The 13,813-nt window shown below is 68.5% G+C and carries 13 protein-coding genes; 4 read left to right on the top strand and 9 right to left on the bottom strand.

Features of this window, described 5'->3' with window-relative positions; genetic code table 11:
• Positions 1 to 12: 12 nt before the first annotated feature.
• Genes ACFOD4_RS01510 through ACFOD4_RS01490 form a run of 5 tightly spaced genes read right to left on the bottom strand, consistent with a single transcriptional unit; the run spans position 13 to position 5,967 of the window.
• Complete coding sequence (locus ACFOD4_RS01510) at positions 13 to 450, bottom strand: MaoC family dehydratase (protein ID WP_379592883.1); 438 nt, start codon at positions 448 to 450, stop codon at positions 13 to 15.
• A gap of 3 nt (positions 451 to 453) precedes the next feature.
• Positions 454 to 2,007, bottom strand: coding sequence for an acyl CoA:acetate/3-ketoacid CoA transferase (locus ACFOD4_RS01505; RefSeq protein WP_379592881.1), 1,554 nt, complete (start codon positions 2,005 to 2,007; stop codon positions 454 to 456).
• A complete protein-coding gene (locus ACFOD4_RS01500) occupies positions 2,004 to 4,067 on the bottom strand; it encodes an ABC transporter ATP-binding protein (RefSeq protein WP_379592878.1) in 2,064 nt (687 codons plus the stop codon). Before ACFOD4_RS01500 ends, ACFOD4_RS01505 begins: the two co-directional genes overlap by 4 nt.
• Before the next feature lie 23 nt (positions 4,068 to 4,090).
• On the bottom strand, positions 4,091 to 4,960 hold the full coding sequence (locus ACFOD4_RS01495) for an ABC transporter permease (protein WP_379592876.1): 870 nt from the start codon (positions 4,958 to 4,960) through the stop codon (positions 4,091 to 4,093).
• Positions 4,957 to 5,967: an ABC transporter permease gene (locus tag ACFOD4_RS01490; RefSeq protein WP_379592874.1), complete on the bottom strand. Its 1,011-nt coding sequence runs from the start codon at positions 5,965 to 5,967 to the stop codon at positions 4,957 to 4,959. The genes ACFOD4_RS01495 and ACFOD4_RS01490 overlap by 4 nt, the downstream gene beginning before the upstream one ends.
• A gap of 151 nt (positions 5,968 to 6,118) precedes the next feature.
• On the opposite strand from ACFOD4_RS01490, the gene ACFOD4_RS01485 reads away from it, so the two are divergent.
• On the top strand, positions 6,119 to 6,886 hold the full coding sequence (locus ACFOD4_RS01485) for an enoyl-CoA hydratase/isomerase family protein (RefSeq protein WP_379592872.1): 768 nt from the start codon (positions 6,119 to 6,121) through the stop codon (positions 6,884 to 6,886).
• Positions 6,883 to 7,875: an NAD(P)-dependent oxidoreductase gene (locus tag ACFOD4_RS01480; protein ID WP_379592871.1), complete on the top strand. Its 993-nt coding sequence runs from the start codon at positions 6,883 to 6,885 to the stop codon at positions 7,873 to 7,875. The genes ACFOD4_RS01485 and ACFOD4_RS01480 overlap by 4 nt, the downstream gene beginning before the upstream one ends.
• Here ACFOD4_RS01480 and ACFOD4_RS01475 read toward each other — a convergent pair.
• Positions 7,872 to 9,482, bottom strand: coding sequence for an ABC transporter substrate-binding protein (locus ACFOD4_RS01475; protein ID WP_379592869.1), 1,611 nt, complete (start codon positions 9,480 to 9,482; stop codon positions 7,872 to 7,874). The two genes, ACFOD4_RS01480 and ACFOD4_RS01475, sit on opposite strands and share 4 nt — an antisense overlap.
• Before the next feature lie 101 nt (positions 9,483 to 9,583).
• Here ACFOD4_RS01475 and ACFOD4_RS01470 point away from each other — a divergent pair, with 101 nt between their 5' ends.
• Both ACFOD4_RS01470 and ACFOD4_RS01465 read left to right on the top strand, forming a co-directional pair.
• Positions 9,584 to 10,594 (top strand): Gfo/Idh/MocA family protein, encoded by a 1,011-nt coding sequence (locus ACFOD4_RS01470; protein ID WP_379592867.1) that lies wholly within the window; start codon positions 9,584 to 9,586, stop codon positions 10,592 to 10,594.
• A complete protein-coding gene (locus tag ACFOD4_RS01465; RefSeq protein WP_379592865.1) occupies positions 10,591 to 11,397 on the top strand; it encodes a shikimate dehydrogenase family protein in 807 nt (268 codons plus the stop codon). Before ACFOD4_RS01470 ends, ACFOD4_RS01465 begins: the two co-directional genes overlap by 4 nt.
• On the opposite strand, the gene ACFOD4_RS01460 is transcribed toward ACFOD4_RS01465, so the two are convergent.
• From ACFOD4_RS01460 to ACFOD4_RS01450, 3 genes are read right to left on the bottom strand one after another with little or no spacing between them, the layout of a single operon-like run.
• Complete coding sequence (locus ACFOD4_RS01460) at positions 11,394 to 11,858, bottom strand: MaoC family dehydratase (RefSeq protein ID WP_379592863.1); 465 nt, start codon at positions 11,856 to 11,858, stop codon at positions 11,394 to 11,396. The two genes, ACFOD4_RS01465 and ACFOD4_RS01460, sit on opposite strands and share 4 nt — an antisense overlap.
• Positions 11,859 to 11,883: 25 nt before the next feature.
• Positions 11,884 to 12,651: a 3-ketoacyl-ACP reductase gene (locus ACFOD4_RS01455; protein WP_379592861.1), complete on the bottom strand. Its 768-nt coding sequence runs from the start codon at positions 12,649 to 12,651 to the stop codon at positions 11,884 to 11,886.
• A complete protein-coding gene (locus ACFOD4_RS01450; RefSeq protein ID WP_379592999.1) occupies positions 12,648 to 13,784 on the bottom strand; it encodes an acyl-CoA dehydrogenase family protein in 1,137 nt (378 codons plus the stop codon). The genes ACFOD4_RS01455 and ACFOD4_RS01450 overlap by 4 nt, the downstream gene beginning before the upstream one ends.
• Positions 13,785 to 13,813: the final 29 nt, after the last annotated feature.

Genomic DNA, 13,813 nt, shown 5'->3' with positions numbered 1-13,813 from the left:
GCATCAGGCTCCTCATTCACCAACCCAACGCAGGATGTGCGTACCAGCGAGGCAGAGCCGGCCCTCCTGGTTGACCACCTCGAAGCGCGACATGGCACGCCTGGGTGCTTCCTCGATGCTGTCCACGGCGTAGGTCGCGGTCAGGGAGTCGCCGGCAAACACCGGATGGGTGAACCGGATGCGGTCATAGCCGGCGGAGACAGGCGTGCCGCGGCAGCCGCCCTGCACTGCGCGGCGCGACATCAGAGAGGAGGCCGCAGAAACCAGTCCCATCACATGCGCACCATGCGCGATGCAGCGGCCGAAGGCCGTGTTGCGCGCATACTCCTCGTCCACATGAACCGGATCGTGATCGCCGCTCAATTCCGCGAAGCGGACGATGTCGTCGGCGGAAATGGTGCGGCTAAACGACACTGTGTCGCCGATGGCCAGCGCTGTTGCGTCCGACATGGCCTACTCCGCGGCCAAAGATGCGGCGAAGCGCTCCAGCGCCGCGCGCGGCGTGGTGCCCGGCAGGCGTTGTGCCAGCCCCATCGGGCCGTCGGCGAAAAGCCCGGCAGGCATTGTCCGGAGATTGTCGGAGACACGCGGGCGGAAGCCCATGGCGCCCAGCACATCGCGCTCGAGGTCGCAATCCGGTGCGATCTCGATCAGTTCCGGGCCGTCATCTCCCAGCCGGAAAACCGCACGCTCGGTGACGTAGAGCACGGGCTGGCCGCGTTCCCGCGCGAAGCGGCCGGAAAAAGTGACCTGCTCCACCTGCCGTACTGCCTTCGGCGCGCCATTGGCGGTCAGCGTGCCGCCGAAGATCACGCGCTTGGCGCCCTGGCTGATGTTGACGAAGCCGCCAGGCCCGACGATGCGCCCGCCAAAACGGGACACGTTGACATTGCCCTCGGCATCGAACTCGGCGAAGGACAGAAAGGCGAGGTCCAGTCCGCCGCCATCGTAGAAGTCGAACTGGTAGGGCTGGTCCACCTGGGCATCGGGGCTCATCGCCGCCCCGGCCTCGTTGCCGCTGGCCGGCGCACCACCGATGTTGCCCTGCTCGTTGGTCAGGCAGATGCGGCGCAGAATGCCCTCCTCCGCCGCGACATTGGCGATGCCGGTTGAGATGCCGGAGCCGAGGTTGCAGATGGCGCCCTCGAACAACTCCATCGCGCCACGGCGGGCAACGATGCGGCGAGGGCCTGGCGGCAGGCGCGGGATCTCCTCGAGCGCCACGCGCTGATGGCCGGAATAAGCGGCGCTGTTCTGCGTTTCAAAAGTTTGCCACTGCTCAGGAACATGCACCAGCGCGTCCACCAGGATGCCCGGCACCTTCACCATTTTTGGATGCAGACTGCCCCGCGGCACGATGTGCTTGACCTGGGCGATGACGATGCCGCCGGCACGTCGCGCCGCCTGGGCGATGCTCAGCATCTCCAGTGTGACGGCCTCATGCTCCATGGAAATGTTGCCGTCCTCATCGGCGGCCGAGCCGCGCACCAGCGCCACATCCACGGCAAAGGGGCGGTAGAACAGGTGTTCCTCGCCGCGGAAATCCACCAGTTCCACCAGATCCTCGGTGGCGCAGCGGCTCTGCCGCCCGCCGCCGAGACGCGGGTCGACGAAGCTGTGCAGACCGATGCGGGTAAGCAGGCCGGGGCGCCCCGCTGCCATCTCCCGCATCAACTGCGACAGCGAACCCTGCGGCAGCGTGTAGGCCTCGATCTTCTCGTCGATCGCCAGCTTGGCGATGCCCGGACTGTTGACAAAGGTTCCGGAAACGACGCGCTTGAGCAGTCCCTCCTGCGCCAGGTGCCCGGCACCGCGCGTCTTGCCGTCGCCAAGCCCGACCGGGTGCAGCGCGGTGATATCACGGGGCTGGCCGCTGTCGCGGAAACGGGCGCCGATGGCTTCCAGCAGCGCGTCCGGCACGGCATGGCCCCCACCCGATCCGCCGATCAGCAGTGTATCGCCGCTCCGTACCAGCCGGGCGGCCTCCGCCGCGCTCATGCGCCTCATGCCACGGTCTCCAGTTTGGCAGTTTGCGAGGGCGCCAGCACCCCCGGAAAATGGCAGGCGACGCGGCGGCCCGGCGCAACTTCGGCCAGGGGCGGTGGCGCCTCGCACTCGGCGCGAGCGGCGGGGCACCGCGCCCGAAAGGCGCAGCCCCGCGGCAGATGCAGCGTCGAGGGCGGCTCCCCGCCCAGCACGATGCGCTGCCGGCCGGGATCGGGAATCGCGCTGGTCAACGCCACCGTGTAGGGGTGCAGGGGGCGCGACAGCACATCGTCCGCCACGCCCTCCTCCACAATGCGGCCGAGATACATCACCGCCACGCGGTCGCAGAAGGCGCGCACCACGGCGAGGTCGTGCGCGATGAACAGGTAGGACAGGCCGAGCCGCTGCCGCAGGTCCAGCATCAGGTTCAGCACCTGCGCCTGCACGTTGACGTCAAGCGCCGAGACGGGCTCATCGGCGACCACGACGCTGGGTTCCAGCGCCAGGGCACGGGCAATGGAAATCCGCTGCCGCTGTCCGCCGGAGAATTCATGGGGGAAGCGGGTGGCGAAGGCGGGCTTGAGGCCGACTGTGCCGAGCAGGTCGGCTACACGCTCGGCGGCCACCTTGCGCGAAGGCACGCGGCGGTGGGCCAGCAACGGCTCGGCCAGGATGTCGCCCACCGACATGCGTGGATTCAATGATGCGTAGGGATCCTGAAACACCATCTGCAGGCGCGGGCGCAGAGGGCGGAGCTCGGCGGCACTGGCGGTGGTGATGTCGCGTCCCTCAAACAGCACCGAGCCGCCGCTGGGCTGGTGCAGCCGCGTCAGCAACCGTGCCAGGGTTGATTTACCGCAGCCGCTCTCGCCCACGATTCCGAGGCTCTCGCGCGGGTGAAGCGCCAGGTCGACGCCGTTCACCGCATGCACCGTGGCCGGGGGCGCGAACCAGGACTTGCGCGGCAGGGTGAAGTGCTTCTCCACGCCGCGGGCTTCCAGCAGCGGCGCCGCATCGAGCAGCGGGCGCTCGCTCTCGGCGGCGGCGGGCAGACTCGGGCGCGGCAGGGTCCGGCCATCGGCGGTGACCCAGCAACGGGCGCGGCGGCCCGGCGCCACCTCCATCAGCGGCGGATGCTCCTGCCCGCAGCGGGAAATGCGGAAGGGGCAGCGCGGCTCGAACCGGCAGCCGGGTGGCTGGTGCAGCGGGTCGGGCGGCGTTCCCTCGATGCTGGTCAGTCGCGCGCCGACCGGCGAATCCAGGCGGGGCACGGCATTCGTCAACGCCCAGGAATAAGGATGGCGCGGGTCGGCCAGCACGGCGGCCGTCTCGGCTTCCTCCACCACCTCGCCAGCATACATCACCGCGACGCGCCGGCACACCGTGCCGATCACGCCGAGATCGTGGCTGATGAGCAGGATCGCGGTGCCGAAATCGCGGTTCAGTCCACGCAACAGATCGAGGATTTGCGCCTGGATGGTAACGTCGAGCGCCGTGGTCGGCTCGTCGGCGATCAGCAGCGAGGGATCGTTGGCGACGCCGATCGCCATCATCACGCGCTGCCGCATGCCGCCGGAGAACTCATGCGGGAAGGAACCCGCCGCACGCTCCGGTGCCGCGACACCCATCCGGCGAAGCAGCTCGACGCCGCGCTTGCGGGCCGCGGCCGGCGGCATGCGCCCATGGGCCACGATGTGTTCGGTGACCTGGCGCAGGATCTTCAGTACGGGGTTCAGGCCGGTCATCGGGTCCTGGAACACCATGGCGGCCTGGTCACCGCGCCAGGCAGTCAGATCGCGCTGGGACATGGCCAGCACGTCGCGCCCCTGAAATCGGATGGAACCGCCTGCGATGCGCGCCGGCTCTTCCAGCAGGCGCATCAGCGTCAGGGCGGTGACGCTCTTGCCCGATCCGCTTTCGCCGACGATGCCCAGCGTTTCACCGGCACCGAGGCTGAAGGACACGCCATCGACCGCCCGCACCGGGCCGGCATCCGTCAGGAACACGGTGCGCAGGTCACGCACCTCGAGCACCGGAGTGTTGTCTGCCCCATGCGATGGCGAGGCGATGGATCCGTCCATGATCTTTTCCTCCGCGCCAGGCATCAACGGTTGCGGCCCTTGGGATCGAGCCAGTCGCGCAGTCCGTCGCCGCAGAAATTGAAGCCCACGACAACGGTCAGGATGGCAAGGCCGGGAAAGGCTGCGACCCACCATTGCTCCACCAACTCGCGTCCCTCGGCCACCATGGAGCCCCACTCGGCAGCGGGCGGGATGACGCCGAGGCCGAGAAAGGACAGGCCGGCAAAGGTGAGGATGGCGTTGCCGAGATCCAGCGTGACCAGCACCGCCAGCGGCCCCAGCGTGTTCGGCAGGATGTGCCGCGACAGGATGCGGCGCGGCTTCAGGCCAAGCACCGTTGCCGCCTCGACATACTCCTGGCTGCGCTGCACAAGGGCGAGCGCCCGCGCCAGACGGGCGAATTTCGGCCACCACACCACCAGCATGGCGAGGATGGTGTTGACCGGCCCGATGCCCAGGGCGGCGGCGATGGCGAGCGCCAGGATGATCGGCGGGAAGCACAGCACCAGGTCGGTGAGACGCATCAGCCCCTCATCCCACCAGCCTCGCGCCCAGGCGGCGACGATGCCCACCAGCGTACCCAGCGCGGCGCCCAGCAGCACCACGGTGAAGCCGGCGAAGAGCGAAAGGCGGGCGCCGTGCAGCAGGCGCGAGAACACGTCGCGCCCCAGCGTGTCGGTGCCCATCCAGTGCGCGGCGGAGGGCGGCAGCAGGCGGCTGGTCACGTCCACCGCGTCGGGCGGGTATGGCGAGATCCAGGGCGCCAGCAGGGCGACCAGGATCCAGGCTAGCACAATGGCGCCGCCGAACCAGGCAGGCCCATAGCGCCGCAGCCGGCGAGCGAAGCGGGAAGGCGCGCGGGGAAGGGCCGCGCCCTGCGTGGACACACTCACCGCCGCACCCTCGGATCCAGCACGGCGTAGGACAGATCGACCAGCAGATTCACCAGGAGGTAGGTGACCGATACAACCAGCGTGATGCCGATGATGGCCGGGAAATCCAGTGCCGCGGCCGAGCGAAAGGTGTAGCGGCCGAGACCGGGCCAGGAGAACACCGTCTCGGTCATCACCGCGCCAGCCAGGAGATTGGCGTAGGCAAGGCCGCCCAGGGTGATCACCGGAACCAGTGCGTTAGGAAAAGCGTGACGCATGACGACGCTCCATTCCCGCAGTCCCTTGGCGCGCGAAACGCGGACGTAATCCTGCTGCAAACTGTCCAGCATCGATGCGCGGGTGGTACGGGTGATGAGCCCCACGGTCGCCGCGGCAAGCACGATGGAGGGAAGCACCAGATGCGCAACCGCATCGCTGAAGGTTTCCCAGTCCTGCTGCCAAACGGTGTCGATGAGGAAGAAGCCGGTGGGGCCCTCCGGCGGGAAGGCGATTGGATCGAGGCGGCCCGGGCCGGGTGCCCATTCGAGCCCGCCATAGAAGATCGCCAGCATGATGAAGGCGAGCCAGAAGGTGGGCGCCGAGACACCGAGCAGCGACACGCCGCGCGCCACGGAGTCGACCCAGCTATCGCGCCAGACGGCCGCGGCAATGCCGAGCGGGATGCCGACCGCCAGCGACAGGATGAAAGCAACCGTCGCCAGTTCCACCGTGGCGGGCGCGTACTGGATGATGTCTTCCAGCACCGGCCGGCGGGTGGCGATGGACAGGCCAAGGTCGCCCTGGGTCAGCCCGTGCAGGAACAACCCGTAACGTTCCCAGAGCGGCAGATCGAGGCCCCATTTGGCACGCCATTCCGCAACCGTTGCCGGATCGCTGGCGGCGATATCGCCCAGCTGCGCCAGCACCGGGTCGCCCGGCACCAGATTGGCGATGAGAAAGATGACCGCAGTGGCCAGGAGCGCCATGATCGCGGCTGTTACCAGCCGCTGGGCGATGTAGCGCGACACCGTCCCCTCCTCCCCGTCTCTTTTGTCTGTTGACCGGAGTCTTGTCCCATTGGAACGTTATCATCAAGCGGTTTCTGGACGAGCGCTGCGGTTTATTGGAACGTTACAATCGAGCCAGGGCAGCTTCACGCCAGGCAGGGGAGAATGGGACGTGCAGGGTCAGATCAGGGTGGACATCACCGATGGCATCGCGGAACTCGTGCTGGATCGCGCGGCCAAGCACAACGCCGTAACGCCGGAGATGGCGCGGATGCTGGCGGAACAGGCGCGCGCGCTCGACGAGGACGATGCCGTTCGCGCGGTGCTGCTGCGTGGCGAGGGCGTGAAGGCGTTCTGCTCCGGCAGTGACCTCAACGCTCTGGCCGCTTATCCCTCCGCGTGGCATTTCCGCAACCGCATCGAGTATGCCGCCGCCGTGCGGGACATCCGCAAGCCGGTTGTGGCGGCGCTGCAGGGATGGACGCTGGGCGGCGGCGCCGAGATGGCGCTGGGCGCCGACATCAGGATTGCCGCCGACACAACCCGCATCGGGTTTCCGGAGGTTGAGCGCGGCTGGGTCGGCGGCGGAGGTGCCTCGCAGGTGCTGCCGCGCCTGATCGGGCACGCCGCCGCCACGCGCCTGCTGATGCTGGGCGGCCAGATCGATGCCGCCGAGGCGGCACGGCTCGGGCTGGTGCACGAGGTCGTGATGCCCGACGCGCTGCTCGACCGTGCTCGTGCCGCGGCCGCGCGGCTGGCGTCGTTCAGCCCAGTGGCGGTGCAGTCGGTCAAGGCCGCCCTGCGTGCAGCCATGGAGGCGCCGCTCGCGGCCGGGCTGCGCTACGAGAACGAGATGAACGTGCTGTGCTTCAGCGCCGGTGACCATCTGGAGGGCATCCGCGCCTTCAATGAGAAGCGCTCGGCGGAGTTCACCCGATGAAGGTATTTCTGTCTCACACCGACGAGCAGTTCGCCGGATACTACGGCGATCGCGCACTGGCTGCCCTTGCCGGGACTGCCGAAGTGGCGCGAAACCGCAGCGGCCGCGTGCTTCAGGGCGAGGAGCTGGCACGCGCGGCGGCCGGATGCCACGCCATCATCGCCCACCGCGCCACGCCCGGCGACGCCGCGACCTTTGCCGCGGCACCGGATCTGGTGGCGTTTCTGCGCTGCGCTGTCGATATCAGCACGATCGATGTGCCGGCCGCATCGGCGCAGGGCATCCTGGTGACGAGGGCAACGCCGGGCTTCACCGACGCGGTGGCGGAGCTCGGCCTCGGCATGATGATCGACCTCGGGCGCGGCATCACCGACGCGGCCGCCGGCTTCCGTTCCGGCAGCGTGCCGGCGGCGCGGATGGGCCGTCAGCTTCGCGGCGCGACGCTGGGTCTGATCGGGTATGGCCGCATCGCGCGTCGCCTGGGTGAGCTGGCGGAAGCGGCGGGCATGGCGGTGCGCGCGCATGATCCCGCCCTGGGCGAAGCCGGCGCCACGCTGGACGAGGTACTGATCGGCAGCGATTTCGTCGTCTGCCTCGCGGCCGCGACGCCGGAGACGGATCGGCTGATGAATGCGGATCGTTTCGCGCGGATGAGGCACGGCGCCTTCTTCATCAACCTGTCGCGCGGGCAACTGGTCGATGAGGCCGCACTGGAAGCGGCGCTGGAGTCAGGGCATCTCGCCGGAGCGGCGCTGGATGTGGGAATGGCACCGGACCAGATGCCGCCCGGGCGGCTGGCGGCACGGCACGACGTCATCGCGACACCCCATGTCGGGGGATTGACGCCCGAGGCCACCGAGCATCAAGCGATGGACACGGTGCGTCAGATCGAGGCGCTGGCGGCGGGGCGGATGCCGGAGGGCGCGGCGAATGCAGAGGCGGCGCACCGGCTGCGCCGCCTCCTTGGACAGGCGGGGCCGGCGGGCTAGGCCAGCTTCACCCCGCCCATGTTGAGCTGCCAGCCCGCCGCCGTGAGGGGGAAGGCGCCCAGCGTCTTGCGGACGCCGATCTGGTAGGTGGGCTGGAACAGGATGAAATGGTTGGCCTGATCGACAACGCCTTTCTGCCACTCGATCCAAAGGCTGGCCGCCTCATCCTGGCTCTGCGCTTCCGAGGCGCGCTTCACCAGCGCCGTCATCTCCGGCGGCACGTTCCACCCCACGCGCCGCGCCACGCGCTCCACCACGGCGGAGGCCCACAGGTCGTTGGACACGGCAGGCGGGTTCCAGAAGGTCAGCACGCCACCCTGCATCTTGCCGGTGGTGTAGACCGTGCGCAGGTTGACCTGATCCATCGGGTTCAGCCGCACGCGGATGCCGATGCGCGCCAGGTCCGACTGGATCTTCTGCGCCAGAACCTGGTAGGACACGCCGGCCACGGCGGCGTTGCCGTAGGCGATCTCCATCTCGAAGCCATCGGCCAGCCCGGCGGATTGGAGCAGCTGGCGCGCCTTGTCCAGATCCTGGCGGAAGCCGACCTGCTTCGCGACCTCGGCCGTGCTGCCGGTGACGCCAATCGGCAGGAAGTGCGCTGGTCGAACGCCGGCTCCGCCCACCAGGCTGTTCAGGATGCCGTCATAGTCGATGGCGTGGCCAATAGCGTGCCGCGCTTCCTTCTTCGCCAGCGCCGGATTGGCCCCTGGATTTTCGGTGACGGCCATGTAGACGAAGTCGAGGCTCGGCAGCTTGTCGATCCTGACATTCGCCTCGCTGGCCAAACCCTGGACGTGCTCGGGGATCAGGTTGAAGGCGGCATGCACGTCGCCGCGGCGCAGCGCCAGGAGCTGCGCCGCGCTATCCGACAGGTGGCGGATGATGACGCGCTCGAAATCCGACGGGCCGCGCCAGGAATGCGGGTTGCGCTGGAGCGCGATCTGCGAGTTCCGCTCCCAGCGTACCAGGCGGTAGGGGCCGGTGCCGGCGCTGTTTCCGTTCAGCCAGTCGGTGGCCTTGTCCTTCTCGCGCGCCTCCGGCCCGGGCACGGCCCCGTTCTGCATCAGTACGGCGCGCTCCATGATGGCGCAGGCCGGGTTGCAGAGGATGGGCAGGATCGGGGCGTTCGGCGCGTTCATGATCAGGTCCACCGTGCGGGCGTCGACCACCTCCGCACGCTCGACCGACTTGATGTAGACCTGCGTCTGCTCCCGCATGCCGATCAGGCGGTCGAAGCTGAACTTCACGTCCTCCGCCGTCATGGTCGCGCCGCTGGAAAACTTAACGCCTTCCCGCAGGGTGAAGCGCCAGCCATCGCCACCCGGCCTGCGCTCCCATTTCGTGGCCAGACAAGGCTTGGGGTTGATGTAGTCGCCGGGCTCGAAGGTGACGAGCGTGTCGTAGCAGGCGGCCAGAGTCATGGGCGGCGTGTACTGCGCCTGCCGCACGGGGTCGAAGGTGACGCTGTCGCTGGTGTCGAGACCGATCACCAGGGTCTCCCGCCTGCCCTGCGCCCTCGCTGTGTGCGACAAGAACGGCAGGCTGGCCGCGCCGCCGGCCAGCAGGCGCGCGAGATCGCGCCGCGTGGTGTTGATGATTGCCATGGACTTTTCCTCCCTTGCGGCTGAAGCTAGCAGCAAGATCGGAACGTTCCAATAAATCCTTGGACAACTCCGGCGCAAGGCTCTGCGAGGGGAAGATGAGCATGGACAGCCCTGTCGGTGTCGGCCTGATCGGTCTCGGCATGGCGGCGGCGCCGCACCTGCTGGCGCTGCGCGATCTGGAGCGGGAGGGACGCGTCAGCCTGCTCGGAGGCCATTCACCCTCGGCAGAGCGGCGAGACACCTTCCGCCGCCGATGGGATGCTCCGGTGTTTGCGACGCAGCAAGAGCTGTTGCGCCAGCCCGGGCTGGGGCTGGTGCTCATTCTGACCCCGCCCGGCACGCACGGCGCCATCGCCACCGATGTCGCCGCCGCCGGACATGCCATGATCGTGGAGAAGCCGCTGGAGCGCGACGTGGCTGCGGGCGAGGCGCTGGTTGCGCTTGCCGAGCGGCACGGCATCGCCTGCGGCGTCTGCCTCCAGCATCGCTTCCGGCCCGGTGCCCTGAGGTTGCGCGAGGCGATCTTGGCGGGCGAGCTAGGCCGGCTGCTGAGCGCCAGTGCTTCCGTGCGGTGGTGGCGGGATGCGGCATACTTCGCCGAGCCAGGCCGTGGCACCATGGCGCGCGATGGAGGCGGCGTGCTGCTGACCCAGGCCATCCACACCATCGACCTGCTGCTGCATCTCGCCGGTCCTTGCCGGAACGTGGCCGGCTTCGCCGAAACCTCGCCGCTGCGCGCCATTGACACCGAGGATATCGTGGGAGCCGCTCTTCGCTTCGAGAACGGTGCCATCGGCGTGCTGGACGCGACCACCGTGGCAAAGCCCGGCTACCCGGAACGCATCGAGATTGCCGGCACGGAAGGGTCAGCCGTTTTGGAGGGCAGTCACCTGACGCTGCACGGACTGAACGGTGTCGAGCGGATCGGCCTTTCCCCTGCCGGCGGCGGCGCCGATCCCATGGCCTTCGACCACGGTCCACACCGCACCCTGATCGCCGACATGCTGGACGCGATGGCGGCTGGGCGCAGACCGATCAGCGATGCGCGCACGGCGCTGCCGGCCCAGCGCCTGATCGAGGATCTGCTGCGGCATACAAAGGAACGCACATGACCGGCATCACCGGCGCCACACGCCTTTTCGGAATTCTTGGCGATCCGGTGGCGCCACTGCGCTCCCCGGCACTGTTCAACGCCGCTTTCGCCAGGCTTGGCCGCGACGCGGCCTTCATCCCCATCCAGCTGCCGGTGGGCACCTTGCCCGCGGCCTGGGAAGGACTGCGGCGCATCGGCAACCTGGACGGACTGGTGATCACCATGCCCCATAAGGAGGCGGTGGTTCCCCTGCTGGACGCTCTTGGCCCTACCGCCCGCCTGACGCGCAGCGTCAACACGGTGCGCCGCATCGGCGATGGTGCCTGGGAAGGCGAGATGTTTGATGGCGAGGGCTTCCGCGACGGGCTGGAACGCACGGGGCATGCACCGCGCGGTGCGCGCATCCTTCAGGTGGGCTGCGGGGCAGCGGGCCGCGCCATCGCTCTTGCCCTGGCGCGTGCCGGCACCGCGCATCTTTCCCTGGTGGATTCCGATGCGGGCCGGGTGGAGCGCCTGAGGGCACAGCTGGCGGAAAGCTATCCGGCGCTTTCCACCAGCGCGGGCATAGCGGAGTTGGCGGGCCATGACATCATCATCAACGCCACTCCCATGGGCCTTTCGCCGGGTGATCCGCTGCCGCTGGACATCCGGCAGCTGCGGCAGGATCAGGTGGTAGCTGATGTGATTCCGAACCCCGAGGTGACACCGCTGGTTGCCGCCGCACGCGAGCGGGGCTGCCCCACGGTGACAGGCCGCGCCATGCATGAAGGGCAGGCACGGCTCGCCGCGGCCTGGCTCGGCATCGAGGGTTGGGAAGCCTAGCCCCCGGCCGACACGGCGACCCGGCGATGGATCATCATGTCGTTCTCGCCCTGCTGCACCGTGTCGCCGCGCTGTGATCGCAGATCGAAATCCAGCGTGACGATGCCGCGATCGGCATGGCGCGTGGGGCGCAGGGCGGTGATGCGGATGCGCGCCTGCAGGCGGTCGCCGACAAAGATCGGGCCGCTGAAGCGCCAGCGCCAGCCGAGAGAAACAATGGCGGCGAGCTGGGTCTGCGCCCGGTTCTTCAATCCGTCGGCCAGAGCAAGCCCGAGGATGCCGTGCGCCACCCGGCCCGGATATCCGAGGCGGCGTGCATACTCGTCATCCGTATGGATCTCGTAGAAATCCCCGGACAATCCGGCAAAGGCGAAAAGATGCGCCTCCGTCACCTGGATGCCGCCGGTTTCCCACTCCATCCCGACGGCAACGTCATCGTAGTGCAGCCTGCGGTCTTCCATGCCTTGTATCTCCCTGGTGCTGAGTTCACAGGCGGCCGACATGCAGTCCGCCATCGATGTGCAGCGCGTCGCCAGTGGTGAAGCACAGTTCCCCGGCCGCCAGCAGGGCGATGGCGCGGCCGATATCCTCCGCCTCGCCCCAGCGCCGGATAGGGGACAAGCCTTCGGCAATGCGTCGCGTGTAAGCTTCGGCCACCGGCGCGGTGAGGTCGGTGCGGATCACGCCCGGACGGATCTCATGCACGCCGATGCCAGCCTCGGCCAGGCGCAAGGCCAGGACCTTGACCATCATCGACACCGCTGCCTTGGAGGCACAGTATTCGGCACGATCCGGCGAGGCGAGTGCGGCATTGGCGGACGACACGAAGATAATGCTCCGCGGCGTAGTGCCCTGCTGCGCCTGAAGCATATGGCGGGCGAAGCACTGGGTCAGGAAGAAGCTGCCACGTGCATTGATGCCGAAGGCGCGGTCCCACGATTCCGGCGAAACCTCCAGCAGGTCGCCGCGCCGCATGGCGCCGACACCGGCATTGTTGACAAGGCAAGCTATCTCGCCCAGTCCGAAGGCGTGTCGAGCAAAGGCTTCGTGATCCTCAATCCGGGCGATGTCGAGCAAGTGGAAATGGAAGTGGCCGCCGGCGGCGCGCACGGCCTCGGCGGTTTCCCGCACCCCCTCCTCCGCGATGTCGGCGGCGAGCACGTCGAAGCCACGGCCTGCCAGCGCCACGCAGGCGGCGCGGCCGATGCCGCGGCGGCCGCCCGTCACCACGGCCAATGGACGCTGCGGGCTCATGCCAGCAGGCTCCGGGCGACGATCATGCGCTGGATCTGGTTGGTGCCTTCATAGATCTGCGTGATCTTGGCGTCGCGGTAGAGCCGCTCCACCCGGACCCCACGGATGTAGCCCGAGCCGCCATGGATCTGCACCGCATCGGCGGTGCGCGCCACCGCGGCATCGGAAGCGAAGCTCTTCGCCATGCTGGCCTCCACTGTCGCACGCTCGCCGGCATCGAGGCGCTGCGCCGCGTGATGCACCATCAGCCGCGCGGCGTGCGCGTCCCTGGCCATGTCGGCGATCATCCACTGCACGGCCTGGAACTCCGCAATGGCCTGCCCAAACTGCTTGCGCTGCTTGGCGTAATCGATGCTGTCCTCGAGTGCCGCCTGCAGGATGCCGAGGGCGAGGGCGGCGATGCCGATGCGCCCCTTGTCCAGCACGGACATCATCATGTGGAAGCCGCGACCTTCCTGCCCCAGCAGGGCCTCGGCAGGCAGCGCAACATCCTCGAAGCGCAGGCCGCCAACGGGGGAAGCGCGCTGGCCCATCTTGTGCTCCTTGCGGTCACGCGTCACGCCAGGCGCTTCGAGGTCGACCAGGAAGATCGACATGCCGCGATGCCCGGCCGCCGGATCGGTGCGGGCCAGCACGGCGGCGAAATCGGCCACGGGCGCGTTGTGGATCCAGAGCTTGGCTCCGTTGAGCACCCAGCCTTCGCCCCGCCGGCGGGCCTGGCTGCGCAACCCCGCGAGATCGGAGCCCGCCTCCGCCTCGGTCAGAGCATAGGCGCAGCGCCGCTCCGCACGCAGAAGGGGACGAAGGTAGTGTTCCTGCTGATCCTGAGTGCCGTGCTGGGTCAGCAGCGTACCGAGCAGTTCCACCAATCCGACTTGGTCGGCCACCGAGGCATAGCCGCGCGACAACTCCTCCATCACCAGCGCGTAGGCCAGCGCGTCGGCGCCGGCACCTCCCAGCACCTCCGGGACGCTGATGCCGAAGAGGCCGGCTTCCGCCAGACGGCGGTAAAGATCGGCGGGATAGCGCTCTGTTTCATCGAGTTCAGCGGCCAGTGGCGCGATCTCGTGCTCGGCGAAACGCCGGGCCGCGTCGCGCAGGGCCGTGTGCCAGTCGCTCGCGGCGAAGGGCATGGCTGTATCGGGCACCGGACTTCCTTCCC

This window comes from Teichococcus globiformis, assembly GCF_042646265.1.
GTDB lineage: Bacteria > Pseudomonadota > Alphaproteobacteria > Acetobacterales > Acetobacteraceae > Pseudoroseomonas > Pseudoroseomonas globiformis.
Note: the sequence above shows the minus strand (reverse complement) of the source record. Positions and strands in the feature narration are given on the sequence as shown.

Excerpts from the sequence above, each read along its gene's own strand:
- ACFOD4_RS01510 (WP_379592883.1), bottom strand. The coding sequence starts at position 450 with ATGTCGGACGCAACAGCGCTGGCCATCGGCGACACAGTGTCGTTTAGC.
- ACFOD4_RS01505 (WP_379592881.1), bottom strand. The coding sequence starts at position 2,007 with ATGAGGCGCATGAGCGCGGCGGAGGCCGCCCGGCTGGTACGGAGCGGC.
- ACFOD4_RS01500 (WP_379592878.1), bottom strand. The coding sequence starts at position 4,067 with ATGGACGGATCCATCGCCTCGCCATCGCATGGGGCAGACAACACTCCG.
- ACFOD4_RS01480 (WP_379592871.1), top strand. The coding sequence starts at position 6,883 with ATGAAGGTATTTCTGTCTCACACCGACGAGCAGTTCGCCGGATACTAC.
- ACFOD4_RS01475 (WP_379592869.1), bottom strand. The coding sequence starts at position 9,482 with ATGGCAATCATCAACACCACGCGGCGCGATCTCGCGCGCCTGCTGGCC.
- ACFOD4_RS01470 (WP_379592867.1), top strand. The coding sequence starts at position 9,584 with ATGGACAGCCCTGTCGGTGTCGGCCTGATCGGTCTCGGCATGGCGGCG.
- ACFOD4_RS01465 (WP_379592865.1), top strand. The coding sequence starts at position 10,591 with ATGACCGGCATCACCGGCGCCACACGCCTTTTCGGAATTCTTGGCGAT.
- ACFOD4_RS01460 (WP_379592863.1), bottom strand. The coding sequence starts at position 11,858 with ATGGAAGACCGCAGGCTGCACTACGATGACGTTGCCGTCGGGATGGAG.
- ACFOD4_RS01455 (WP_379592861.1), bottom strand. The coding sequence starts at position 12,651 with ATGAGCCCGCAGCGTCCATTGGCCGTGGTGACGGGCGGCCGCCGCGGC.
- ACFOD4_RS01450 (WP_379592999.1), bottom strand. The coding sequence starts at position 13,784 with ATGCCCTTCGCCGCGAGCGACTGGCACACGGCCCTGCGCGACGCGGCC.